This is a genomic window from Hyphomicrobium sp. (assembly GCF_019744875.1).
Lineage (GTDB): Bacteria > Pseudomonadota > Alphaproteobacteria > Rhizobiales > Hyphomicrobiaceae > Hyphomicrobium_C.
In genome coordinates this window covers 751,174-776,464 of the sequence record NZ_JAIETU010000002.1, presented here as the reverse complement: position 1 = coordinate 776,464, position 25,291 = coordinate 751,174, and the positions used below count along the sequence as shown (strand labels likewise).

The 25,291-nt window shown below is 66.7% G+C and carries 20 protein-coding genes and 1 tRNA gene; 9 read left to right on the top strand and 12 right to left on the bottom strand.

What is annotated here, in order from left to right; genetic code table 11:
- Positions 1–8: 8 nt before the first annotated feature.
- Positions 9–1,688: a thiamine pyrophosphate-dependent enzyme gene (locus K2Y42_RS03720; protein WP_291148613.1), complete on the bottom strand. Its 1,680-nt coding sequence runs from the start codon at positions 1,686–1,688 to the stop codon at positions 9–11.
- Between the two features lie 286 nt (positions 1,689–1,974).
- Between K2Y42_RS03720 and K2Y42_RS03715 the strand changes: the two genes are divergently transcribed.
- Positions 1,975–3,720 carry a DUF4384 domain-containing protein gene (locus K2Y42_RS03715; protein WP_291148610.1) on the top strand — a complete coding sequence of 582 codons (1,746 nt, stop codon included), beginning with the start codon at positions 1,975–1,977 and terminating at the stop codon, positions 3,718–3,720.
- Between the two features lie 2 nt (positions 3,721–3,722).
- Here the strand turns inward: K2Y42_RS03715 and K2Y42_RS03710 are convergent, their stop codons facing one another.
- Complete coding sequence (locus K2Y42_RS03710) at positions 3,723–4,295, bottom strand: hypothetical protein (protein WP_291148608.1); 573 nt, start codon at positions 4,293–4,295, stop codon at positions 3,723–3,725.
- Between the two features lie 81 nt (positions 4,296–4,376).
- Between K2Y42_RS03710 and rmuC the strand changes: the two genes are divergently transcribed.
- The 4 genes from rmuC to K2Y42_RS03690 all read left to right on the top strand — a co-directional run bounded on the left by rmuC (position 4,377) and on the right by K2Y42_RS03690 (position 9,937).
- The gene (rmuC, locus tag K2Y42_RS03705) at positions 4,377–5,714 is read left to right on the top strand and encodes a DNA recombination protein RmuC (RefSeq protein ID WP_291148606.1); all 1,338 of its coding nucleotides are present in this window, start codon (positions 4,377–4,379) and stop codon (positions 5,712–5,714) included.
- A 47-nt stretch (positions 5,715–5,761) separates the two neighbouring features.
- Entirely contained in the window at positions 5,762–8,077 is a 2,316-nt protein-coding gene (locus K2Y42_RS03700; protein WP_291148603.1) for a Tex family protein, read from the top strand.
- A gap of 337 nt (positions 8,078–8,414) precedes the next feature.
- Positions 8,415–9,605 (top strand): type III PLP-dependent enzyme, encoded by a 1,191-nt coding sequence (locus K2Y42_RS03695; protein WP_291148601.1) that lies wholly within the window; start codon positions 8,415–8,417, stop codon positions 9,603–9,605.
- Between the two features lie 161 nt (positions 9,606–9,766).
- Positions 9,767–9,937, top strand: coding sequence for a hypothetical protein (locus K2Y42_RS03690; RefSeq protein ID WP_291148598.1), 171 nt, complete (start codon positions 9,767–9,769; stop codon positions 9,935–9,937).
- A 207-nt stretch (positions 9,938–10,144) separates the two neighbouring features.
- Here the strand turns inward: K2Y42_RS03690 and K2Y42_RS03685 are convergent.
- Positions 10,145–10,219: transfer RNA gene (locus K2Y42_RS03685), tRNA-Val, on the bottom strand.
- A 188-nt stretch (positions 10,220–10,407) separates the two neighbouring features.
- Positions 10,408–10,680 carry a sulfurtransferase TusA family protein gene (locus tag K2Y42_RS03680; protein WP_291148595.1) on the bottom strand — a complete coding sequence of 91 codons (273 nt, stop codon included), beginning with the start codon at positions 10,678–10,680 and terminating at the stop codon, positions 10,408–10,410.
- 271 nt (positions 10,681–10,951) lie between these two features.
- On the opposite strand from K2Y42_RS03680, the gene K2Y42_RS03675 reads away from it, so the two are divergent.
- On the top strand, positions 10,952–13,345 hold the full coding sequence (locus K2Y42_RS03675) for an MMPL family transporter (RefSeq protein WP_291148593.1): 2,394 nt from the start codon (positions 10,952–10,954) through the stop codon (positions 13,343–13,345).
- A 19-nt stretch (positions 13,346–13,364) separates the two neighbouring features.
- On the opposite strand, the gene K2Y42_RS03670 is transcribed toward K2Y42_RS03675, so the two are convergent.
- The 6 genes from K2Y42_RS03670 to epmA all read right to left on the bottom strand — a co-directional run bounded on the left by K2Y42_RS03670 (position 13,365) and on the right by epmA (position 19,787).
- The gene (locus tag K2Y42_RS03670; RefSeq protein WP_291148591.1) at positions 13,365–13,718 is read right to left on the bottom strand and encodes a hypothetical protein; all 354 of its coding nucleotides are present in this window, start codon (positions 13,716–13,718) and stop codon (positions 13,365–13,367) included.
- Between the two features lie 125 nt (positions 13,719–13,843).
- Positions 13,844–14,509, bottom strand: a complete 666-nt coding sequence (locus K2Y42_RS03665; protein WP_291148590.1) for a hypothetical protein — start codon at positions 14,507–14,509, stop codon at positions 13,844–13,846.
- Between the two features lie 189 nt (positions 14,510–14,698).
- On the bottom strand, positions 14,699–16,849 hold the full coding sequence (locus tag K2Y42_RS03660) for a molybdopterin oxidoreductase family protein (protein ID WP_291148587.1): 2,151 nt from the start codon (positions 16,847–16,849) through the stop codon (positions 14,699–14,701).
- 235 nt (positions 16,850–17,084) lie between these two features.
- Positions 17,085–18,137: a lysine-2,3-aminomutase-like protein gene (locus K2Y42_RS03655; RefSeq protein WP_291148584.1), complete on the bottom strand. Its 1,053-nt coding sequence runs from the start codon at positions 18,135–18,137 to the stop codon at positions 17,085–17,087.
- Positions 18,134–18,646, bottom strand: a complete 513-nt coding sequence (locus K2Y42_RS03650) for a GFA family protein (RefSeq protein WP_291148582.1) — start codon at positions 18,644–18,646, stop codon at positions 18,134–18,136. Before K2Y42_RS03650 ends, K2Y42_RS03655 begins: the two co-directional genes overlap by 4 nt.
- 79 nt (positions 18,647–18,725) lie before the next feature.
- Positions 18,726–19,787 carry an EF-P lysine aminoacylase EpmA gene (gene epmA / locus K2Y42_RS03645; protein WP_291148578.1) on the bottom strand — a complete coding sequence of 354 codons (1,062 nt, stop codon included), beginning with the start codon at positions 19,785–19,787 and terminating at the stop codon, positions 18,726–18,728.
- Between the two features lie 210 nt (positions 19,788–19,997).
- Between epmA and K2Y42_RS03640 the strand changes: the two genes are divergently transcribed.
- Positions 19,998–20,759, top strand: a complete 762-nt coding sequence (locus K2Y42_RS03640; protein WP_291148577.1) for a hypothetical protein — start codon at positions 19,998–20,000, stop codon at positions 20,757–20,759.
- A gap of 173 nt (positions 20,760–20,932) precedes the next feature.
- The gene (gene efp / locus K2Y42_RS03635) at positions 20,933–21,502 is read left to right on the top strand and encodes an elongation factor P (protein WP_291148576.1); all 570 of its coding nucleotides are present in this window, start codon (positions 20,933–20,935) and stop codon (positions 21,500–21,502) included.
- 451 nt (positions 21,503–21,953) lie between these two features.
- Here the strand turns inward: efp and K2Y42_RS03630 are convergent, their stop codons facing one another.
- Positions 21,954–22,256 carry a hypothetical protein gene (locus tag K2Y42_RS03630; RefSeq protein WP_291148575.1) on the bottom strand — a complete coding sequence of 101 codons (303 nt, stop codon included), beginning with the start codon at positions 22,254–22,256 and terminating at the stop codon, positions 21,954–21,956.
- A gap of 62 nt (positions 22,257–22,318) precedes the next feature.
- Entirely contained in the window at positions 22,319–22,897 is a 579-nt protein-coding gene (locus K2Y42_RS03625; RefSeq protein WP_291150174.1) for a TIGR00730 family Rossman fold protein, read from the bottom strand.
- 429 nt (positions 22,898–23,326) lie between these two features.
- Here K2Y42_RS03625 and K2Y42_RS03620 point away from each other — a divergent pair, with 429 nt between their 5' ends.
- Positions 23,327–25,195, top strand: coding sequence for a LysM peptidoglycan-binding domain-containing protein (locus tag K2Y42_RS03620; protein ID WP_291148573.1), 1,869 nt, complete (start codon positions 23,327–23,329; stop codon positions 25,193–25,195).
- The last annotated feature ends 96 nt before the right edge of the window (positions 25,196–25,291 follow it).

Sequence of the window (25,291 nt, the reverse complement as noted above, 5' to 3'; positions counted from 1 at the left end):
CGAAGGGGCTACTTCGCAGTAGCCGCCTCGCGCACGCCGGTCAGCGTTTCCATCGGCGTGATGGCCTCGGGATCGAGCCGCACATCGATCACGTACGGCGTGTCGGCTGCCAGCGCCTCGGCGAGCACGCCCGCGAAATCCTCGCTGCGCGTCACGACCGCGCCTCCCGCGCCATGCGCGTGCGCGAACGCAGCGAAATCGGGATTGACGAGCGTCGTGCCGTTGGGCCGGCCAGGATAGCGCCGTTCCTGATGCATGCGGATGGTGCCGTACATGCCGTTGTTGGCGATCACGATCACAATCGGCAGGTCGTACTGGATCGCCGTGCCGAGCTCCGTCGCCGTCATGGCGAAACAGCCGTCGCCCGCGAAGCAGACGACGGGCGAGGCAGGATGTTCGAGCTTGGCGGCGATGGCGGCAGGCAGTCCGTAACCCATCGAGCCGCACGTCGAGGCGAGCCCGCTGCGGTACTCCTTGCATTGGAAGTAGCGATGCACCCACTGCGAATAGTTGCCCGCGCCGTTGGTGACGAGGCCGGTATCGGGCAGGGCTGCCGAGATCGCGGTCACGACATCCTCCATGCGCACCGGCCCCGGGGTCGCGCGTGGAACAAGGCTCGCTTCGTAGGCCGCCCGCAGGTCGTGACGGAAGACGCTCCAAGCGCGGCGCGCGCCCTTCTTGTCGGAAGTGCCCGGTACGCGCTCCGCCATGCCGAGCAGAGCCTCAGCGAAGGTCGCGCTGGCGGCTGGAATGACGAGGCTCGCGTCTCGATAGCCGAGGATGGCGGCGGGCTCCGGGTGCACCTGCACGAACGTCTGATCCGCCCCGCCGAGCAGCGCATAGCCGTCGGTTGCGATGTCGGCCACTTCCGCGCCGATGGCAATCACGAGGTCTGACGCCTTGAGCCCGGCCTTGAGCTTGCGATCCGTGACGAAACCGAGATGGCCGACATAGCTCGGGTGGCGATTGTCGAAGTAGTCCTGGCACCGGAACGAGGCCGCGACAGGCACGTCGAAGGCGCGCGCGAAATCCTCGATCGTGCGCTTGGTCTCGCGGCTCCAGCCCGGACCGCCGACGATGACCAGCGGCCGCTCGGCCGCCGCGAGCCGCTTCGCGAGCGCGTCCATGTCGCGGTCGGACGGCGCCGCAAGCGAGAGCGTTGCGGGAGGCAACGGCGCCGCCGTGGTCTGGGCGGACAGCACGTCCTCCGGCAATCCGATCACGACCGGTCCGGCACGCCCGGACATGGCGACGCGGAAGGCGCGCGAGACGTATTCGGGAATGCGATCCGTCTGGCGGATTACGGCGGTCCATTTGGCGATGCCGGAAAACAGCGCCGTGATGTCGATCTCCTGGAACGGCGCGCGCTCTTCGAGCGGGATCGTCGGCAGGCCAACGAACAGGATCATCGGCGTGGCGTCCTGCTGCGCGACGTACACGCCCGAGACGGCATTGACGACGCCGGGGCCGCGGGTGGCGAAGGCGATGCCGGGCTTGCCGGTGAGCTTTCCCGTCGCTTCCGCCATCATGGCCGCCGCCCCTTCATGACGGCAGATGATGGTGCGGATCGAGGGGGTATCGCTGAGGCCGTCGAGCGCGGCCAGGAAGCTCTCGCCCGGCACCTCGAACACGCGCTGCACGCCATTCAGTGCGAGTTGATCGATGAGGAGCTTGCCGCCGTGCGCCATGGTGGATGTCCGTGATGTGAGGAAACCGAGTGAAGCGAAATCGCAAAAAGGAGCGCGAGCAACACACGCCTGCTCGAACGCACGCCTGCTTGAACACATAGGCCACGCGCCCGGCCCGGGCCACCCCTCGTTGCCCGGCGGCGCCGAAAATGGCCCGGCCGCAGGCTGGATCGATGCCGGCTGGTAACTACAAGTAAATGCGATGCATTTGGATTTGACCATGTTGCTCAAGCGCCGCTGGCGGCGGCCCCCCGGAAACCGATAATCTCTGCCGGGCGGAGGATCGATGACGGCGGCGGCAACGGCGAGGGCGGGGCGAAGAGGGCGAACGCGGCGGCGCGCGCGCGTCGTGGCGGCGGCGTTCGCGCTTGCGGGCGCGAGCCTGGGCTACGCGGCTGCGGCCGCGCCGGAGGCTCCCGTGAGCGAACGCGCGCGCCTCGTTCTGGAAACCTATTGCGCCGAATGCCGCGAGGCGGGCGCAGGCACCCTCGACATGAACGCTCTGGCGGCCAACCCGCGCCTGATCACGCCCCAAAAGCCGGATTTGTCGCGCGCCTACCTGCGCCTCTTTGCGCTCACGGCAAGCGTGCGTCCCAAGGCCGACGGCGAAAACGACGAGAAGCGCAACGACGACAAACGCGGCGACGCCAAGCGCAGCGACGCAAACGGCGAGGCCAGCAAGCCTGCCAAGGACAAAGCTGCGAACGGCGAGCCTCCTGAGGCAAGCAAAGCCCAAGCGCCGGCGCCCGCTGGAATTGCGCCGTCCCCTGCGGAGATCGAGTCTGTGCGCGATTGGATTGCCTCCCTGCCGACGCGAGATGAAGCGTGTCGCGACCGCTCGCCGATCACGGCCGCAGAGGTCGAGGACATGACCGACCGATGGATGCGGTCTGTCGGACCGGCGGAGGCGGCGGACACGCGCTTCCTCTCCCTCGTGCACCTCTGGAACGCCTGCGAGCCGGATGGACGCCTCGAGGTCGCGCGAACCGCCGCCTCCGCGCTGCTCGCAGCCATCGCCCGCAATCGCGGCGCGGCGCCGTCGAGCGGGATCGAAACGCTGGGAGACGAGAGCGCGCTGCTCGTCGTGCGCCCGAGCGCATTGGCCATGACGGCGGACGAGTGGGACCGGCTCACGGCGTCGGCCCCGTCCTCAATTCCCGATATCGTGCCCGCCGATTGGCTCGCCGCCCGCATTCTCGCGCCATCCGGCGACGCTTCCGGCGATGCCATGAAGTTCGACGGCGCCGTCCAGCAGCAACTTGAGCCGCTGGCTCGCAGTTGGACGCAAGACGTCGATCTTACGCGCGCGGCAGCGGAGCACGGCGCGAGCGAGCGCGAGATGGCAGAGGCGCTGACGGCAAATGCAAACACGGGCGATGTCCAGGCCGCGCGCCTGCTCAATGCCGCCGTGACGCGCGGGCAGTGGGACGCCCTCAATCGCGTGCTCGACGGCACCGCGGCGAGCGCGCCGCAGGACAAGCAAAACGTCCCCGAAAACGAGATCGATGTCGTCGTCTGGCCCGACAGGGCCGTCTACCGCCCGCGCGATCTTATCTCCGTGAGCGTTGTCGTCAGCGAGGCCTGCCACCTGACGCTGATCGACGTCGACCGCGACGGCAAAGCCATCGTGCTGTTCCCGAACGAGCTGCAGCAGGACAACCTGATCGCACCCGGCGTCACCTTCGCCGTTCCGGGCGCGACCGCGGGATATCAGCTCCGCTTGGAGCGGGCAGGCGAGGAGACGCTGGTTGCGATCTGCCAGCGTCACGACCTTACGCCGGAAGGCATCGCCTACGACTACGAGAAGCAACGCTTCCGCATCTTGGGCGATTGGCGAACATTCCTGAGGACGGCGGCGGACCACGAAAAGGAAATCCGCGCCGCAGCCAACGCCGAGACGAACCGCCGCCGGCGGAGGGGACGGTCTGCGCCGAAGCCCGAAGCGCCCGCCGCCGTCGCCCCTGCGGACGTCGTCGAAGGCCGCGCGGCCGCAACCGTGATCATCGAACCGGCAAACGTCGCCAATCCGTAGCGCTAGAACTTGTCCGCTTGGCGCGCGTCGGCGGCCGGGTCGCGAGTCTTGCCCTGCGTGCGATAGAAGAGATCGCGCAGGTCGGGCATCGGGTCGGTACGCTTCGTCGGCGGAATGCCGGCCGACTGGGCCTGGTGCGCGAGGATCAGCCACCGGCCGTCATCCTGCTTTTCCAGCACGAACAGCGCGGAGGCGGCGGTTTCATAGGTCCGCTGCGCGGCGAACGCGTAGAAGTAGCCGCGCTCCCACACAATCGCTTTGGCAAAGCGCCCGTCGATTTTGAGGACGTCCAGCTCGTAGGTGAAGGTCAGCGCTTTCGCAGCGAGTTCGTTTGAAATCGTCGGGCTGAGTGCGCGGCTGCCCGGATTGATCTCGGTCTCGGGCGGCCCGCCGTCGATGGCGCCTGGCGCGAAGAGCTGCCAGTGTTTGCGGTCGCCGCTCTTGCGCAACTCGCCATACCAGGTCGCGATCACGGCGCGCACCGCCGCCTCGTCGCTCTCGGCGCGGACGGATTGCGCCGCGGCCGGCAGGCTAGCCAACATGAGAAGAAAAACCAGGAACGCGCGCACGGCCATCCTCAATTCGATGGGGAAACGGCCTAGCATCGCCCCCATCCCGACGAATTTTGGGCGGACGAATCGGATACCTGACACGCCATGGTGGAAACGGTTCCAGATCGCCTAGCGCCCCCCGATCGCATGACGCAATGGCTCGACCTTCTGCGCGAACGCGTGGGGCACGTGACCGACGGCATCGATCCGCTCGTGCTGGTCGGGGGGGCGATGCTTGCCGTCTTTGCGCTCTGGATCGTGCTCGGCATGCGCCGGGCGGCGAGGGCCGAGGCCCGGGCCGCGGCACAGGCCGCCGAATTCGCCGAGATCAAAGGCCGCCTGACCGCGATGAGCGAGATGACGGTGCGTCGCCAGTCCGACGACTCCCATGCGCTCGACGATCGCGTCGAGCAGGTGTCGGTGCGTCTCGGAGCCGCGCTCGACGGCGTCAGCCGCCGCCTGTCGGACAGCCTGGCCGAAACGCAACGCCAGAACGTCGACACCGCCGCTCGGCTGTCCGAGCGCGTCGACACGCTCACCCGCCACATGTCGCAAACGCTCGACACCGCCACATCGCGCCTGGGCGACAATCTCGCCGAGGCGGGCCGGCGCACGACCGAAAGCCTCGCCAACCTCAACGAACGCCTCGCCGTCATCGCGGACGCCAAGCAGAGCCTCGCCGATCTCTCGTCGGAGGTGCTGTCGCTGTCGGGTGTGCTGGCCAACAAGCAGGCGCGCGGCGCGTTCGGCCAGCTGCGCATGGAAACGATCATCCGCGACGCGTTGCCCGCCAGCGTCTACGAATTCCAGCCGACGCTCTCGAACGGCAAGCGCCCCGACTGCGTGATCCGGATGCCGAACACGCCTGCGCCGCTCGTCATCGACTCGAAGTTCCCGCTCGAAGGCTTCGAGGCGCTGCGTGTCGCCCGCGCGCCGGACGAGGTGAAGGCCGCGCGCGACGCCATTCGCGAAGCGGTGGGCCGCCACATCGACGACATCGCGGAGAAGTATCTGATCCCGGGCGAGACGCAGGACACGGCGCTGATGTTCGTGCCCTCGGAATCGGTCTATGGCGATCTGCACGAGCATTTTGCTGAGCTGGTCCAGCGGGCGCATCGCGCGCGTGTGGTGATCGTTGCCCCCAACATCCTCATGCTCGCCGTCCAGACCGTGCAGGCCCTGATCAAGGATGCAAAAATGCGCGACCAGGCCGGCCTCATCCAGCGCGAGGTCGGCTTGCTGCTCGGCGACGTGTCGCGGCTGGCCGAGCGCGTGACCGAGCTTGAGCGGCATTTCGGATCGTCCGTCAAGGCATTGGAAAAAGTGTCGGTTTCGGCTTCCCGCATCGCGAGCCGCGGCGAGCGCTTGACGGCTCTGGACCTCGAGGACGAAGCTGCGCCCCAGGCGCCGGCCTCCTCGCAGTTGACCTCCCGCGCGTCGTAATTCTAACTGCGCGCCCACCCATCAGAGAACTTCCAGCAGGCACACTCATGGACAAGATCAATCGGCGAATTGCGGATGAACTGAGCGTGGGCGAAGAGCAGGTGGCGGCCGCAGTCGCACTGCTCGACGAGGGCGCGACAGTTCCGTTCATCGCGCGCTATCGCAAGGAAAAGACCGGCGGCCTGGACGACACGCAGTTGCGCACGCTGGCCGAACGCATCGTCTATCTGCGCGAGCTGGAAGACCGCCGCGCCACCGTCCTCAAGAGCGTCGAAGAGCAGGGCAAGCTCACGCCGGAACTCGCGCGCTCCATCAATGCAGCGGCGACGAAGGTCGAGCTGGAAGATCTCTACGCCCCCTACAAGCCGAAGCGGCGCACCAAGGCGCAGATCGCGCGCGAAGCAGGCCTCGAGCCGCTCGCCGAAGCCCTGCTCGCCAACCCGGCTCTCGATCCCGCGGCCGAGGCCGCCAAATTCATCTCGGACGACAAGGGCGTCGCCGACCAGAAGGCTGCGCTCGATGGCGCCCGCCATATCCTGATCGAGCGCATTGCCGAGCGCCCGGACGTCGTGGGCAGCCTGCGCGAATGGCAGTGGTCTGAGGGCGCGCTGACCTCGAAGGTCAAGAAGGCGAAGGAAACCGAAGGCGCGAAGTTCTCCGACTATTTCGACTTCGGCCAGTCGATCAAGGATATGCCGAGCCATCGCGCGCTGGCGCTGCTGCGCGGCGTCAACGAAGGCATCCTCGAAATCGATCTCGACGTGCCGCATGACGAGAAGCAGGCCCATCCTGCCGAAGCAAAGATCCGCGGCGCATTCGGCATTGCCGACAAGGGCCGCCCGGCCGACGCGTGGCTGGGCGAAACCGTCCGCCTCGCGTGGAAAGCGCGCCTCGCCACGACGACGACCGCCGACCTGCTGACGCGCCTCAAGGAGCGCGCCGACGCGGAGGCCATCTCGGTCTTCTCGTCGAACTTGAAGGATCTGCTGCTCGCAGCGCCCGCCGGTCCGCGCGTCACCATGGGGCTGGATCCGGGCCTGCGCACGGGCGTCAAGGTGGCCGTCGTGGACGGCACCGGCAAGCTGGTCGAAACGTCGACCATCTATCCGCATGAGCCGCGCCGCGACTGGCAGGGCTCGCTGGCAGCCCTCGCCGCGCTCTGCCTCAAACACAAGGTCGATCTCGTCAGCGTCGGCAACGGCACCGGCAGCCGCGAGACGGACAAGCTCGTGGCCGATCTGATCGCCAAGATGCCTCAGATCAAGATCACCAAGGTCACGGTCTCGGAGGCCGGCGCGTCGGTCTATTCCGCGTCGGAACTGGCCGCCAAAGAGTTCCCCGACCTCGACGTCAGCTTGCGCGGCGCGGTGTCCATCGCGCGCCGACTGCAGGATCCGCTGGCCGAGCTGGTCAAGATCGAGCCGAAGGCCATCGGCGTCGGACAGTACCAGCACGACGTCGACCAGAGCGGCTTGGCCCGCTCGCTCGATGCGGTCGTCGAAGATTGCGTGAACTCGGTCGGCGTCGACGTGAACACTGCGTCCGTGCCGCTGCTGACTCGCGTCTCCGGCCTCAACCAGACCTTGGCGGCGAACATCGTTGCCTTCCGCAACGAGAACGGTGCGTTCAAGGCGCGCTCGGCATTGAAGAAGGTGCCGCGCCTCGGACCGAAGGCGTTCGAGCAGGCCGCGGGCTTCCTGCGCATCATGGACGGCACCAACCCGCTCGATGCTTCCGCCGTGCATCCCGAGGCCTACGAGGTCGTGGAGCGTATCTCCGAGAAGACGAAGCGTCCGTTGAAGGCCATGATCGGCGACCGCGCATTTTTGAAAGCGCTACGCCCGGCTGAATTCGCCGATGAGAGCTTCGGTATTCCGACCGTGACCGACATTCTGGCGGAGCTTGAAAAGCCCGGCCGCGATCCGCGTCCCGAATTCAAGACGGCGACCTTCGCGGATGGCGTGGAGAAGATTTCGGACCTGCGCCCCGGCATGCAGCTCGAAGGCACGGTGACGAACGTGGCCGCGTTCGGCGCATTCGTCGACATCGGCGTGCATCAGGATGGTCTGGTGCACATCTCCGAGCTGGCCGACCGCTTCGTGAAAGATCCGCGCGAGGTCGTGAAGGTCGGCGACGTGGTGAAGGTGCGCGTCAAGGAAGTCGATGCCGAGCGTAAGCGCATTGGCCTGACGATGCGCTCGGGCGCCGTCGAGCGCGGCTCGCAGCCGAGTGCCGGCGGCCCGCGCCCGCAAGGCGCGCCTGCAAACCAGTCGCGCAGCTATGCGCCTCCGCCCAAGAGGTCAGAGCCGGAAGGCGAGAGCGCTCTCGCCGCTGCCCTCCGCCGGGCGCGGGAAGGGAAGTAGCGCCGTCCCCCGTTGCAACGTGTCTGCACCCCGTCCGTCCAGGAGGACGCGTGGCTTCGCCATGACGTCGGGGTGACGTTGGCGGGTATGTCGTCTTCACCATTTTCGCCGTCATCCCGGCGAGGCCGGGATCCAGACACGTGGGAGCGCTGCGCACGCGTTGCCCGGCCACGAACCGGGCAACGCCGCTGTCGTCAAATTGTCACGCGATGTCCTTGGCGCCAAAGGTCTTTACATCGAGGCTGCAAGGCCCTAAATCCCCCTCACGCACGGCGGCGGTTTCGCTCCGCACGGCGCTTCTTTTCCAACCCCTTTTTGTTGGTGGAGGTCCGTAAGGATGGAGCGTTTTGCCTCGGCGGCTGATCTTGTCGCCGCCCGTAAGCCCGAAGGCCCGGTCGTTTGCTCTCGCCCGCACGCAGCGGCGCGCGCGGCCCGCTGGTTCATCGAGAATTTCAACGGCGACGTGGCCTACGCCTACAAGGCGAACAGCTCCGTCTTCCTCGTCGGCGCGCTGTACGGCGCGGGCGTTCGCCACTTCGACGTCGCCTCGCTGCCCGAGGTCGAGGATGCCGCGACCATTCCCGGCGCTGAGCTGCACTACATGAACCCGGTGAAGTCGCGCGAGTCGATCCGCCGCGCTTACCACGAGCATGGCATCCGCAGCTTCGCCCTCGATACCGAGGACGAGCTGAAAAAGATCCTGGACGAGACGCGCGGCGCCTCGGGCCCCGCGCGCGATCTGGTGCTGTTCGTGCGCATCTCGGTGCCGGCCATCAACAGCCGCATTCCGCTGGAGCGCAAGTTCGGCACCGGCGGCGCCAAGGCTGCCGACCTGCTCGTGAAGGCGCGCCAGGCGGCCGCAGAGCTCGGCATCACCTTCCACGTCGGCTCGCAGACGATGACGCCGGACGCCTACATCAACGCCCTCGCCGAGGTGCAGGGGCTGATCGGCAAGGCCGGTGTCGTGGTCGATCGCGTCGATGTCGGCGGCGGCTTCCCGTCGGTCTATCCGAACATGCAGCCCGCTCCTCTCGCGCGCTTTATCGCGGCCATCGAGGAGGGCGTGAACAGGCTGCCCGTGCGCGAAAACGTACGCATGATGTGCGAGCCCGGCCGCGCGCTTGTGGCCGAGGCGGAAAGCCTGATCGTGCGCGTCGAAGCCCGGCGCGGCAACGACCTGTTCATCAACGACGGCGGCTATGGCGTGTTGTTCGACGCGGCGCACCTCGGCTGGATTTTCCCAGCGCGCCTCGTTGGCCGCGAGCCTTCGTCCGATCCGCTGGTGCCCTACGAGCTGTGGGGCCCGACCTGCGATTCCATCGATCACATGAAGGGCCCGTTCCTGCTGCCGTCGTGCATCAAGGAAGGGGACTATCTGGAGATCGGCAACGTCGGCGCCTACGGCCGCGCCATCGCCGGCGACTTCAACGGTTACGGCCGCTACGAGGAAGCAATCCTCGACGACGATCCGATGATGACGATGTACGGCGACGTGGATCTGTCCGCGGCGCGCACGTCGTCGCGTTGAGCGACGCCTCTCAGTCCGGAACCGTTCGATCCGCGTCGCGCGCGTCATGCATCGCGCGCGTGGCGCTGCAACTCGATCCCGAATCTGAGCATAAGTCCGGCCGCGATCCCTCAGCATGCGGGGAATCGGGTACGCGGGCTCATACCTCAGCGAGATGGGTCATGGACAGCGACACCGCATTTGACCGCATACAAGCCGCTCTCGAAGACTTCGCCGCCGACGTCGGCAAAGCGACGGCGCAGCAGGAGGCGACCAAGGATACGATCGCCTCGATCGAGTACGAGCTTGAGCTGATGAAGCAGCTCATCTCCGACCACCGCCTCGTCGCGTGAGAACCTGAAGCCCGATCGCATTGCGACCCGGCAGGTCATCGCGGAGCCGTGCACTAACGTCACGGCGGAACCGTGCTCGGAAAAAAAGCGCCGCCCATGCGGAGCGCTTCAGCGCGCAAACATAGAACTTGGCCCGCAGGGCCCGGGAGCAAGGCGACCCGGCGCGAGCGCCGCCCATGCGGAGCGCTTCAGCGCGTGAGCTAAAAATGGTGGGCGGTATAGGGATTGAACCTATGACCCCACGCGTGTGAAGCGTGTGCTCTACCGCTGAGCTAACCGCCCGATGTGCGCGCCGCAAAAACGACCGCGCCTGGAGAGTGCATACGGTGTGCGCGGCGGGATCGGCCAACCGGCCAAACCGTGCGGCGCAAGACGCCCCTCATCGAAGGGCCCACTCTTATCGAAGGGGTGACTCCGATGTCAAGGCCGCGCACCGCCCCGCCACGTGCGTTCTCGCTGGCCGGGCAAGACTAGTCTCCGGATGCCGGACCAGGTCCCGGAGACGGGCCGGCCGAGACGATGAGGAAGCGGTGCGCCCCGCCGTCCCAGGTCTGCGCGACGAGGCGATGGCCCGTGACCTGGCACAGCGCCGCGAAATCTTCGGGCGCAGCCGGGTCGTTGGCGAGAACTTCGAGCACCTGACCGGCCGCGAGCGCGGACAGCGCCTTGCGGGCCTTGAGCACCGGCAGCGGACAGCGAAGGCCGAGCGCATCCAGCACCTGGTCGGCGGCGACGTTCGACATGCGTGGCGGATCCTCCGCGAGGGCGGCAGAGGGCGAACCTAGGCTCAGGCCGCCTGAGCCGCAACATCGGTGCGCCATCCTCGACGCCCGCTTGCACGTCCGTGCGGGCGGGTGCGACCGTACGCCTCAAGCGGTCCGATTCGGCTGAGAAGCCGAGACTGGGGCCCTGCAGACTTGCGGCAGCGGCGCGGCCGTGTTGCCGGACTGCGCGTTCGGATACGCAAGGCCGGATCTGCCGCGGCACGACAAACGCACGAAACGGACACGACACATGACGACACCCGAGATGCCGCGCCGGTCGTTTCTGTTTTCATTCGGACTGGAGCGCCTGGGGCTGGTGGCGCTGCGCGCGCCCTACCTGTCCCTGGCGCTAATCGTCATCCTGTCGGCGCTCGCGGTCTTTGGCGTTTCGAGACTGCGCGTCGACGACAGCCTCTCGGAGCTGTTCCGCACCAACACGGAGGAGTTCCGCAAGTACGAGCAGATCGACAGCCGCTTCCCGTCGAGCGAATACGACGTGCTCGTCGTCGTGGAAGGCAAGGACCTGCTCTCGCGCAAGAAGCTCACGGCGTTTCGCGAGGCCGTGATCGAGCTGCAACTCACCGACGGCGTGAGCGGTCTGGTGTCGATGCTCTCGGCGCGCGGCATCCCCGATGCGACGGGCTACGCGCCACCAGTGGTGCCGGACGAGCTTCCACAAGACGACGCCGCCTACAAGAAGGTCATCGACGCGCTGGCAGAAAACGACATCGTCAAAGGCAAGTTCCTGTCCGGCGACGGCGAGCTGGCCCTGATCGTGATTTCATTGGACCGCGCGCTGGTCGAAAAGAACACGGCGCGCACCGTCATCGGCGGCATCAAGGAAGTCGCCGATCAGCAGCTCGCGGGCTCCGGCCTCACGGCCAAGCTGACCGGCGCCCCGGTGATGCAGCTCGAAATCCGGAACGCCGTCGAGCGCGACCGGCTCGTCTACAACGGCCTCGGGTTTGCCGTCGGCTTCGTCGTCGCTTATCTCTTCTTCCGCCGCCTGTCGCTGACGCTGATCGCGGTGCTGGGGCCCACGATTGCCATTCTCTGGACGCTCGGCGTGCTTGGCGGATTGGACTTCCGGCTCAACCTCTTCATCAACGTCATCACGCCGCTGATCCTCGTGTCTGGATTTTCGGATTCGATGCATCTCGTCTTCGCCATCCGGCGCGACATCCTCGCCGGCATGGATCGCATCGAGGCGGCCAGCAACGCCGTGCGCGAGGTTGCGCCCGCCTGCCTGCTGACCGCGATGAACCAGGCCATCTCGATCGTCTCGTTCGCGTTCGCCGACTCGGCCCTCATCCGCACGTTTGGCCTCGCAGCACTGATGGCGGTCGCGATCTCCTACACCGCCGTCGCCGTCGTCGTGCCGACGCTGGCCGCCATCTTCGTCCGCCGCGAGCCGGCCGCCGCCGTCGATCCGCACGAGCGCGAGGAGGGCGGCGTTGGCGTGCTGCAGCGCTTCAGCGATTCCGTGATCGGATACGTCGGCGCCCGCCCGGCGCCGTTCGTGCTGGCGGGCATCGCCGCGGTGCTGATCACCGGGCACGCCTTCTTCGCGCTGAAACCCATGTACCGCCTGGCCGACCAGGTGCCGGACAAGGAGCAGGCGCTCTCCGCCACCGGCAGCCTCGACAGCAAGCTCACGGGCGCCAATCCGGTCCACGTCATGATCGAATGGAAGGGCGGACAAGACGCAGCCGCAGGCGCGGCCCCGGCAGCGTCCGATGTCATCGGCCTCTACGACGTCGGAACGCTGGGCGTTATCGCCGAAGCCCATCGCGTGCTCGAAAGGGAAGCCGGGCTCGGCAACGTATGGTCTCTCGAAAGCCTGCGCCGCTGGCTCGATGCCGCGGGCGACGCGAGCATCCCGACCATCCGCAAGTATGTCGGCATCCTGCCCGATCACCTCGTGCGCCGCTTCATCGCCGCCGACGAGCGCGCCGTGCTGGTAACGGCCCGCCTGCCGGATATCGACGCGAGCGAAATCCTGCCCGTCGTCGAAAAGATCGACCATGCGCTGGAACCGGTGCGCAAGGCGCATCCCGGCTATGAGATTTCCGTGACGGGGCTGCCCGCCATTGCCGCGCGCAACTCCGCAACCCTGATCAGCGAGCTGACGTGGGGGCTCGTCGGCGACATCTTCCTGGTCTTCATTTTCTTAGGCATTGCGCTGCGCGCCTGGCTCGTCGGCGTGGCGAGCATCCTGTCGTCGCTGTTCCCGATCTTCGCCACCGGCGCGCTGTTGTACTACACAGGGCAGGGGTTGCAGTTCGCCTCGATCGTCGCGATCACGGTGGCATTCTCGCTCGCGATCGACTCGACGATCCACTTCCTCAATCGTTTCCGTCTCGAAGAGGAGCGCCTGGGCCCCGGACCGGACAGCGCGCGCGAAGCGCTGGCCCGCACGGCCCATCACATAGGCCCCGCCGTGATCCTCACCACCGTCGTGCTGGCGCTGGGTCTCGGTGTCACGATGCTGTCGGACCTGCCGTCATTACGTCTGTTCGGCGAGCTGGCGTCCGTTTGCCTGTTCGCTTCCCTGCTCGGCCAACTCGTCATCCTGCCGGCGGTCGTGGCGCTCTATCGCAAAAAATATCCACTGCGCAGCGTCGCCGCGCAGCGGATATCGTAAGCGTCGTGCCGTCTCGGATTTACTCCGCGGCCTTCCACACGAGCGTGTCGGTGTAGATCTCGAGCAGGTTGGCCTTGCAGTAGTCGACGTCGGCGTCGAAGTAAGTGCCGTCGACAAAGCGGATCTGCGTGCGCACCGCGCACTTGCCTTCGGCAGTTTCGAAATCGAGGTTCACGGTGTCACCCGGCTCGATGCGATTCTCGACCCAGTTCTCGCTCCATTCACCGTCTTCCTGCGTGCGGAACTCGACGACGGGCGAATTGCCTTTGTTGACGACATCGAACTTCCAGCTGTCGGCAAGGGCTGGAGCGAACGCGGCGGACACGAGGGCTACGGGAAGCACGATCTTCGCGACGAGGCGAGCGAGTGTCATAGCTAGGCTCCATAATGAGGAATCATCACGGCACGTCGCGTAGCACGGAAGCGCACCCGTAATTCCGGATACGGAAAATTACTTAACTGAGTGTTCGCCTGGTCACACGGAGCGGCTCGGTCGCCTTACCAGTCTTCGCGCCAGAGCGGGTAGGCCATCGCCCCGCGCGGGATCGTGATCTTGCCCTCGCGGTCGATCTCGCCTGAGCCGCCAAGCTCGGCCGCAAGCTTGTGGGCGATGTCCACCTTGAGCCCCGCGCTCGCCGATTGCGAGTACTTGATCTGATACTCGAACCGGCCGACGGCCTGGCGCACGATCTGGAACTGGAATTTGCCCTGGTCACCTTTCGGATTCGCCGAGCCGAGGCATTTCCTGCGCAGGGCCGCGAGCTTGTCCTCGGTATACTCGTAGATCGTTCCGGTGAACGTGAGCGTCACGTCTTCGACATAGCTGCCCTTGAAGTTTGCGTTCAGCAGGTTGGCCCAGCCCGCAGAGAGCCCGAACGACTTCTGATCACGAACCGCGAATGCGGCGCTGTCCAGGTTTTCCTCGATACCGTCCTTGTCGAACGGCGCACGGCAACGGACGACGTTGACCTTGAGCAACCTTTCACCTGTGCGTTGAAAGGTGCGCTTGTCGAGGTGTCCGCGAACGATGCTGCCGGGCGTATAGGCCGCGAGCGGCGGGCTCATGCGGTAGACGTTGAGATTGTCCGCGATGGCGTCGGCCCGCGCACTCGCGCTCGCCACAGCAATCACACACGCCAAAACACGCCGCACCGGCTTACGCATCCCACTCACCCGACTGCCCCCGCAAAACGAGGCCGGATGTTAGGCTTGCGAACGGGCGTCCCGCAATCGAGCGCCGCAAATGTTCAGGCGGTGTGCCGGGATTGTCACGCATCGGAGGAACGCGGCACGGGGCGAAACGGAAGCGGCCCGGCGGATGACCGCCGGGCCGCATGAGCTTGATGCGAAACCCTAATTGACGCGCGTGACCTCGACCAGATTGTCGAAATAGGTCGGCGCACGCCCGAGACCCGACCACGCGTCCGACGAGATCGAGTTGACCGATCCGTCCGAACGGTTGAGCGAGCGCCAGTATCCGAGCGTCGCCACCACGATGCCGGGATTGACGTCGTCCGTCACCCGCGCCACGCCCTCGAAGTTGCCGCGGTCGTTCGAGACGCGCACGGGATCGCCTTCGCGAATGTTGCGCGCGTCCGCGTCATGCGGCGAGATCATCACGAACTGCTCGCCCTGGCCGCGGATCTTGTGCGGCTCGTTGGCGTAGCACGAGTTCAGGAAGCCGTGGCTCTTGGGCGAGATGATGTTGAGCGGATACTTCTTGGCGAGATCGGGCGCCGCCTCCGCGGTCTCGCGCGGCGCGACGTAACCGGGCAGCGGATCGACCGGCGAGCCGTCTTGATCGCCGTCGTACATGGCGCGGAACGGACCGGCGACGAAGTTCTTGGTGTCGTCCGGCAGCAGCACCTCGACTTTGCCCGAAGGCGTCGGGAACTTGCCTTCCGCGTGCGGCGTGCGCGTATCCGCCGAGCCGACGTCGATCTTGAAGTAGCCGTGCGTCTTGAAGTGATCCATGCCGATGCCGGACATTTTCGGGTCGGCCCAGTTGATGTACTCGGCGCAGAGCTCGCTGTCGGTCATCTTGAAGACGGGATCGTCGAAGCCCATCTCGGCCGCCAGCAGACGCCACAAGTCGCTCGTCGGCTTGCACTCGCCGGGAGGCTCGACCGCCTTCTGGTTATACGTGAAATAGAAAGTACCCCACGACCACATCATGTCCTCCGCCTCTCCGGCCATCGCGGCGGGAAGGATGATGTCGGCATACTTCGCGGTGTCGGTGATGAAATGCTCCGCGACGACCGTGAACAGGTCCTCCCGCTGCAGGCCCTCGACGATCTTGTTCGTCTCCGGCGTCTGGCTGACGGGGTTGGTGCAGAACACGAACAGGCTCTTGATCGGCGGGCCGCTGTTGAGGTTGCCGAGCAGCGCATCGCCGAGCCGCAGGTTGTTTACGGCCCGCGTGCCGGGCTTGATGAAGTCGGGACGCGCCGCCTTCACCCAGTCGATCGGGAAGTCCCACAGCGGCAGTTGCAGCATGCCGCCGCCCACATGGCGCCAGGAGCCGGCAAGCGCGGGGAGGGCATAAATCGCGCGCGACGCCTGCGCACCGCCCGCCGAGCGCTCGATGGCGACGCCGATGCGGATGGCGGAAGGCTGCGCAGTCGCGAACTCGTAGGCGAACTTCCGCACGTCGGAAGCTTTGACGCCCGTGACCTTCTCCACGTACTCGGGCGTGAAGTCGGCCGCGCGCGCCTTGAGCTCCGGGAAGCCCTTCACGTAGTTGTCGACGTAATCCTGGTCGACCACGCCCTGTTCGATCATCGAATTGATGATGCCGAGCGCGAGCGCGCCGTCCGTTCCGGGCCGCGGGCAGATGTGCCAGTCGCCGCCCTTGGCCGTGCGCGACCGGTAGGAATCGACCACGACGATCTTCGCGCCGCGCTTCTGCGCCTCGAGCACGAACGGCCAGTGATGCAGGTTGGTCGAGATCGTGTTGCAAGCCCAGATCACGATGTACTTCGAATGCACGAAGCTTTCCGGATCAACGCCGCCGGTCGGCCCGTGCGTCATCAGCCACGCCGTGGATGAGCCCGACGTGCAGAACGTCTTCTCGTTCACCGTGGTGCCGAGACGATTGAAGAAGGGGTCGCCGGAGTTGATGCCCTGCACGAGGCCCATGTTGCCGAGATAGCTGTACGGCATGATCGCCTGCGAACCGTGCTCGGCGATGATTGCGCGCCACTTGTCGCCGATGGTGCGAATCGCCTCGTCCCAGGTGATGCGCTCGAAGGTGTTGCCGCCCTTGGGGCCCGAGCCCTTCGCGCCGACGCGGCGCAGCGGATACATCAGCCGGTCGGGATTGGCGTGATGGTCGTGGAAATCCTTGAGCTTTACGCAGAGGCCGCCGCGCGTGAACGGATGGTCCTTCTTGCCGCGCACGTCCACCAGCTTGCCGTCGCGCACATGGTAGTCCATCGCGCAGGTGTCCGGACAGTCGTGGGGACAGGCGCCGTGAAAGATTTCGGATTTCAATTGTTCGTTCATGCGTTTCCTCCGCCGCATTGTGTGCATATGCACGGCCCGCTTTTTCGCCGTCCGTGACGGACGGCGCCGGGGCTCTTTGCTTTCGGTGCGACACTCTGACACCGGATCGGGGGATCATCAACCATGGGAATGGCGCCGGCCGTGCACGGAGGACGTCACAACCGGACGAGAAGCCAGGGAAACAGCGGGTCCATGCGCTTCGGCACGCCTGCGCCGTCGACGATGCGATAAGGCGTTACGGCGCGCACGCCCCGTCGACGCGATGCGGCGCGCCGGCCGGATCGAAGGCTGTCGTGCCCTCGGCGTCGATGTAGGCCGGTCCCACCGGCACCTTGCCGTGGCCGCCCGGGATATCCAGCACATAGGTCGGCATACCCAGTCCCGACAGGCGCTGGCGCAGCGCGGCCATCAGCGCCTGGCCTTCGGCGAGCGTCGTGCGGAAATGCGCGGTGCCAGGTGCGAGGTCGCCATGGTGGAGGTAGTAGGGCTTCACGCGTGCCTCCACGAAAGCGCGCATCAGCGCTTCGAGCGTATCCACGTCGTCGTTCACGCCCCGCAACAGCACGCTCTGGCTCACGACCGGAACCCCCGCGTCCACCAGACGCGCGATGGCCTTGCGGGCCGCACCCGTCAGCTCGCGCGGGTGGTTCGCATGGAGTGCCACGTAGACGGTCGCGGCGGAGGTCGCGAGCGCTTCCACAAATTCGGCCGTCACGCGCTCCGGCGCAACCACCGGCACGCGCGTATGCCACCGGATGATCTTGACGTGGGGGATCGCGCCGAGCGCTTGCGTCACCGCTTGAACCCGGCGCGGCGACATCACGAACGGATCGCCGCCGGTGAGGATCACCTCCCAGATTTCGGGGTGCGCATGAATGTAGTCGAGCGCCGCCGCCAGCTCCTCCGTCGTCAGATTGGCTTCGGCGGCAGGCCCGACCATTTCGCGGCGGAAGCAGAAGCGGCAGTAGACCGGGCAGACGCCGACGATCTTGAGCAGCACGCGATCAGGATTGCGGTGCACGATGCCGGTGACGGGGCTGTGCGCGAAGTCCCCGATCGGATCGGCGCGCTCTTCCGCGCGGGTTTCGAGCTCGCGAACGTCCGGCACGAATTGCCGCGCGATTGGGTCGGTGGCGTCTTTCGTGTCGATCAGTTCCGCCATGGCCGGCGTGATCGCGATCGCATAGCGCGCGCCGACCTGGCGGACATCGCCTTCCGCGCCGGCCGGCAGCAGGCCCGCGTCCGCGAGGTCTGAGGCGGAGGTCAGCGATTTGCGCAAATGCGTCATGCGGGCGGCCACTGCTCGGTGTCGTGGTCGGGATGCTGGAAGGACTCGAGGACGGCGAGGAACGACGCGGCTCCGGAATCCGCCTGCGTCGGCTTCTGCGGCAGGGCTGGAATGCTGTCCACGAACGGGAGTTTGGATTCGATGCCCCATTGTATCTGAGGCGCGATCTCCTTCGGATCGTCGAACGCGCCGATGGCGATAGCGATGCCGTCGGGCGCTTCATAGGTCAGCGGTGTGCCGCAATCGGCGCAGAATCCGCGCCGCCCCGCGTTCGAAGACTGAAAGCGCTTCGGCTCGCCACGCGTCCAGGTGAGCGCGGACATGGGCACCGTCACGAGCGGCGCATAGAAACCGCCGAACGCTTTCTGGCACATCCGGCAGTGGCACACGGAGGCGTCGCCGAGCGGACCCTCGACGCGAAAGCGCACCGCGCCGCACTGGCAACCGCCGGTATGAGCGTGACTGCTGCCAGCATGAGCGTGGCTCCCGCCAGACTGTGTCTCACTCATCGCTCAAGTCCACATTTTCGAGTTCGAAGACCGCGATCCAGATGCGTCGCCGCATCCGGAAGCATCTTGCATCAGGCGACTACTTGCTCTCTCCGGCCAGCGGAGTCCAGATCACCTGATCGATCGACGTCGCGCCTGCCGCCAGCATGACGAGCCGCTCGAACCCCAGGGCGCAACCGGAAGCCGGCGGCATGTGCGGCAGCGCCGCCAGGAAATCCTCGTCCAGCGGATAGCGTTCGCCGTAGATGCGGGACTTTTCGTCCATCTCGTGGGCAAGGCGCCGGCGCTGCTCCGTGGCGTCTCCCAGCTCGCCGAAGCCGTTGGCGACCTCGACGCCGGCGACATAGAGTTCGAACCGCTCTGCAACCTCTGGCCGCTTGGGCACCGGCCGCGCCAGTGCCGCCTCCGGCGCCGGGTACTCGTAGAGCAGCGTCGGGCGCGGCGAGCCGAGATGCGGTTCGATCCGCTCGACCAGCACGCGCGAGAAGATGTCCGACCAGGTGTCGTCGGCTGCGATGCGGATGCCGGCCGATTGCGCGCGCTGGGCCAGCCGGGCGTATCCATCCGGGGCCTCCACCGTATCGAGCAGCGGAAAGCCCGCGTAGCAGCGGAACGCCTCGTCGAGCGAAATCCTTTCCAGCGCGCCGCTGTCAGCGCCAGGAATGTCCGCCTCGCGCCCACGCAATGACCAGTGCGTCCGCCCCGCCGTGTCGGCCGCGATGGAAAGCATCGCCGCGCAATCGTCCCACAACGCCGTGTAGGGCGCGCCCGCGCGATACCATTCGAGCATCGTGAACTCGGAGGCGTGCAGCGCGCCCTGCTCCCGATTGCGATAGACCGGCGCGAACGCGAAGATCTTCTGCTCGCCGGCCGCCAGCAGCTTCTTCATCGCGAACTCGGGCGACGTATGCAGATAGAGCGGATGCCGGTCGAGCGCAGTGCCGATCCGCTCGGTCGCAAAGGCATGCAGATGCGTCTCGTTGCCGGGAGAAACCTGCAGCGCGCCCGGATCGACTTCTTCGAAGCCCTGCTCCGCGAACCAGCCTCGAAGCGCGGCCTTGATCCGGTTGCGCAGCACCAGCATCGGGCGGCGGTCGCGGTGCCGCTCGGCATCCCACCAGGGGGAGGATGTGGCCGTCATGGTGTCCGATCCTTCGCGTTCGCAGTCCGTGCACGTCCGCCGCCGGCACGATGTCCACGGGCCTTAGCTCGCGCGCACTCTACTGAGCGCGCCACAACCGCCTCAACACGAATTCTCATGTCCTGTGGCCAGCGCGTCGCGGCATCTTGCGACGCCCCCGACGGCAAGCGTAACGTCTGACGACGCATCAGGTGCGGGGGCAAGGGCAGCATGAGCACGACCACGGCCAGGGAGCAGGGGTTGCCCGCGCTCGACACCCCGACAGTCGCGGCCGCCGCGGTCACGCTGGCTTTCGCGATCCTGGCGGGCATCGCGATCGGCAACCTGCCTCAGTCGGGCGGTCTGGGCGGCGCGCTCGATGCGCTCAAGAACGTCATTTACATGCTGACGGTGCCGCTGTTCGACCTGTCGCGGCGGTACTTCGCAAAGCGCGCCGCGCGCCTCGCGGCCGCTCCCGCAGCCCCGCAAGGCCTGGCGCCGCCGGAGCCTGCCAACGTCTTGCGCATCGCCTTTGCGAGTGCGCTCGTGATCTTCGTGCTGGCCGAGTTGATCGGGTGGCTCTTGGGTCTCGCGATGGGTGTCACCTGCAACGAGATGGGCTATCAGGCGGCCAGCGCGGAGTTGGCCACCTGTCTGGCCGAGGGCTTGGACGCGTTCATGAACATTCTGATCGCGCCGGTCATGATGATGGTCGCGGCCGCCGCAGGCTGGCTCTGGCGCGGCCTCGTGAGATCCCGCCTGTGGGCTGCGCTGCTGATCTTCATGGTTGCGACCGCCGGCCTCTTTTCCCTCGATTTCTTGATCATGCTGTCCCATACGACGCCCGCAACCGCGGCCATCCGCGCCGACTATGCCGAGTTCGGACTGGTGCGGCAGGTTGGCATCACGCTGGCCGTTCTGACGACGGGCGTGTTGGTTGGATACGGCGCCCGGAGCCTCTGGCAGAGCCTGACCGGGCGCTTGGCCGCCTAGCCGCATCTGGACGCGCACTGGGACGCTCTGGGCAGGAGAATGGCCCGGGGGCCCTTGGCCTCGCACCCGATCCAGAGTAAGAGACCCCCATATTTCCTGCCTGCACGGACGTTTTGTGGCGAAGTGGCCTAACGGAGGCCGTCGGGCGCGGCCAGAACTCATGGAGAAGACCCGTGGTCAAAGTAATCGCCAGCTCGATCCGCAAGGGCAACGTTCTCGACCTCGACGGCAAGCTTGCCGTCGTCATCACCGCCGAGAACATCCACCCCGGCAAGGGCACGCCCGTCACGCATCTGGAACTGCGCCGCATCGCTGACGGCGTGAAGGTCACGGAGCGCTATCGCACGACCGATCAGGTCGAGCGCGCCTACCTTGAAGAGAAGGACTACAACTACCTCTACGAAGACGACATGGGCTTCAACTTCATGCAGCCCGAGTCGTTCGATCAGATCCTGGTCTCCAAGGACGTGCTCGGCGACCAGTCTGTCTGGCTTCAGGAAGGCATGACCTGCAGCATCTCGCTGTTTGACGGCAATCCGATCGCGATCGAGCTGCCGGCGCGCGTGGTTCTGGAAATCATCGAAGCCGATCCCGTCGTGAAGGGCCAGACCGCTTCGTCGTCCTACAAGCCCGCCAAGCTCGCCAATGGCGCGCGCGTCATGGTGCCCCCGCACATCGGTACGGGAACGCGCGTCGTCGTCATGACGGCCGACGGCTCGTACGTCGAGCGCGCGAAGGACTGATTTCAAGGCGGGCCTTCGAGACCACGACTTATCTTCGAGACTTTGTCAGGCCATGGGGAGCGACGCCTCCCATGGCGGAGCGCCTCCCGCGCGGGGACTTGCGCGGCTAGAGCCCCGGCGGTCCTGCAAAGGGACCCCACGGCCCCCAAGGATACGCATACTGGCGCGCGCGTTTGCGCTCGTAGGCGCGACGCCACTGGCGCTCGGCATAGGCGCGGCGCGCGTCAGCTCGACGATGCTCGGCACGGGAGCGAGCGTCTTCGCTGGAATGGCTTTCAGCCCGCGCGCGTTGTTCGCGATCCGCAAACGCCGACGGACCCGCCGCAACGATTACGAACGTTATAGCAGCCGCGGATGCGGCCAACTTGGTGGCGTACCGCATGGGTATGACCTCAGAGTTTGGCCTCGGAGTGTTAGATCCGACGATACCCCTTAACGCGCGACGCCCCCATTACGTTCGCATGCCGTCGGATGAATCGTCCGGCATGGCATCGTCGTCGCCCGGCCCGAACGCGCCGTAATCGCCGTCGTCATCGTCGCCATCGTCATCATTGTCGCTGTGGCGGCCGGAGTGGTCCGAGGGGCCGTCGTCGTTGTCGTCCTGGTCGTCGTAGCCGCGCTCGTCATAGCCCCGCCCACCGGAACGATCGTCATCGCCGCGCGAGTAGTCGCGTGGATCCGCCAACGCGGGCGCCGCGAAGCTGGCCGGCAGGCCAACCAGGAGCATGAGCACGAGCGGCGCGAGTTTGGACATCACGATCCTCCAGGATGCAGGCCGAGACTAAAGCCACCAGATGTCTAAGCCCAGGCGTGTGTCTAAAACTTGATGAGCGCCGCTGGTTCCTTCTCGCCGCTGCGCTGGGCCGCGATGGCCTGTGCGCGCGGCACGATGTCCTCGGCGTCGGTCACGACGCTGAACGGAACTTCGAGCCCGGCGCGAATGAACGCCTCGCTCTGCATGTGCGTGAGCAGGCTCAGGAACGGCGTCCAGAACCCATCAATGTTCGCGACGATGATCGGCTTGTTGTGCCGCCCGAGCTGCGCCCAGGTCATCTGCTCGACGAGCTCTTCCAGCGTGCCGATGCCGCCGGGCAGCGCGACGAACGCATCGGAGCGCTCGAACATGAGCTTTTTGCGCTCGTGCATATCGGCTGTGACGACGAGGTCGGTCACCTCCTTGAGCATGTGCTCGCGCACCGTCAGGAAGTCCGGAATGATGCCGGTGACCTTGCCGCCGGCTTCGAGGGTCGCACGCGCGACCTCGCCCATGAGCCCGAGACCGCCGCCGCCGTACACGAGCGCGATGTCGTTTTCTGCCAGAGACCGGCCGAGAGCGCGTGCCGCATCCGCATAGACCGGCGAGCGCCCGGGGCCCGAGCCGCAGTAGACGCAGATGCTGCGTACCGCGCTCGCGTGGCCCGCGCTCGACCGGCCCGTGGAGGCAGGCCGCGCACCGTTCGCGAGATCGTGGCGAGAGGGGAGGGACGATGAAGTGTTTTCGGTTTTCAAGTGTTTTTCCTTGTTGGAGCGGCGCCGGGAGAACCCGCGCCGGGTCCCAGATAACATGGTGTGCCCGAGCCACTTTGCCAACGAGAGCCCGTTTTTCCTGAGACCACGCCCCCAATGAGGCGGGCAGGTGGCGAAGGCCTCCCGGCGCCCGCCTAACCATAAAACCGCCAGTTAACTCATTTACGAAACTCGGCGGCGAAACAGGCGCATTTGAGCCCAGGCTCTTGTCCGCGCTTAGGGAAAGTGCCGTAATGTGCGGGCTCGGGCGTGGGGTCTCCGGCGAGGCGAGAGCAGGGTTGCGTGGGTGTGCGAAAGTTGAGTTCTGAATTCGGGCCGTTCGAGGCAAAGGCGTCCGCGCGTGCGTTCTCACGGGGCGCCTCAGGGTCCGTCGCGGGCCCGGCCATCCGTCTTGCCGTTGCGCTGGCGCTCGCGACGGCAAGTGCGACGACCTCTGCGACCGCTGGAGCAAGCGACGAGACAGCGCCCGCGCGCACGTCATCCACCGCATCCGCGCAGTCCGCCATCGCCGAATGGCTCGAACGCGCGGCGCGGGTTTATCAGGAAGAGATCGCAGACCGGCTGTCCGTGCCGCGTGAACCATCCGCCAACGGCGGCGCTGCTGGGGCGAAGGGCGAACGCGCGCCGCGGCCGGGCTACGCAGACATTCTGAAAGCGGGCGTGGAGCAGGCGCTGGGCTACGTTTCGTTCTGGGTCCACCAAGCCGAGGCCGCCCTTGGCCCGCCGCTCACCGAGCTGGCGTATGGTCTTGTCGGCACATCGGCGGATCGCGCCGCGAACGACGCGGACGCCTTTGTCGAGGCGCGGCGGAAGGCGGACGAGCAGTGGAAGCATGCGGTCGCGCAGGCCGACGCAGCGGCTGCCGCGCGGCGCGCCGCGGGGCCTTCGACCTCGAATGGCGAAACGCCGGCCGAAGCCGAGCTGAGGCGCGCTGAAGCGCGCAAAGCCGAGCTCGCGAAAATCAAGGAAGACCTCGACCGGCGTATTGCCGAAGGCTTGAAGAAGCTCGAGGAATTCCAGAAGCGGGAGCAAGGCAACAAGGCCAGCCTGCTCGCGCCCCCGGCCGGCCCCGACCTGCCCGCGCAAAACGCGCCCAAGCCCGACGTGGACGAAGAAAAGGCACGTGCCGAACAGGTGCGCGTTGCGGCTGAGCAGGAGCGCGCGCGCGCCGAGGCCGAAGCAGCCCAGAAGGCCGAGGCGGCTCGCCTGGCCGAGCTGGCGCGGAGGAAGGCCGAAGACGAGCAGCGCGAGGCAGCCGCGAAAGCGGAGCAGGCCCGTCTTGCTGAGCAGGCACGTCTTGCTGAGGAAGAGGCCCGCAAGCGCGCGGAAGTCGAGCTGGCGGCGCGCAAAGCCGAGGAGGCGCGCAAGGAAGCTGAAGCCGCCGAGCGGAAGCGTCTGGCGGACGCCAAGGCTGAGGAAGCCCGTCGCGCCGAAGAAGACCGCGCCAAGGCCGAGCGCGCGGCCCAAGACCGCGAGCGCAAGCTCTTGGCCGAGGCCGAGCAGGCGCGCCAGGAAGCAGAAACCGCGCGTCAGCGCGCAGACGCCGAGGCCACAGAGAAAGCAGACGCACAGAAAGCAGCCGAACAGAAAGCGGCTGACAAGCGCGCGAACGACGCGCGTGAGGCAGAAGCCAAGCAGCGCTGGGCCGAAGCCCGCGCCACCCCGGAAAAGCGCAAGGCAGCAGAGCCTCACGCCGCCAAGGGCGCCGCGCCGCAAGCCTCTAAGCCCGAAATCGCGGCGTCCGAAGCGGAGAAGCCGCGCGCAGCGGACGGCGCAGCCAGCGTCGCCGAGGGAAACCAGCCCGAGCCCCGCAGCAAGGACGCGGCATATGCCGCTCACGCAAAGGAGGCGCCTCCCGCTGCCGCCCGACGCAGGCTCGCCACCGCCAAGGCCGGCGTCCACAACGTCTCGCGCAAGAGGACACTCGCCGCTCACCGCAATACGTCTCGCCACGCCGTTGGACGCTGTGAACGCAAGAAGGCAGCGCGCGCGAAAGACCGCCGCATCCACGTGGTCGCACGCGGCGAGACGCTGTGGACGATCTCCCGGCGCCACATGAGAAAAGGCGCGCGCTACGAGGTGATCCGCAACGCCAACGGCCGCAAAATTCGCGATCCCGACCGCATCTATCCCTGCCAGCGGCTGTTGCTGCCCGCGCGCGCGTAGCGGAGCGGGCCAAAGCACGGCTCCGCCTGCGGCCGCGCCGCCGCGTCATGACGCGGCAGGCAAATAGGCCCCGACTGGCCACCGCGCACCAAAGAA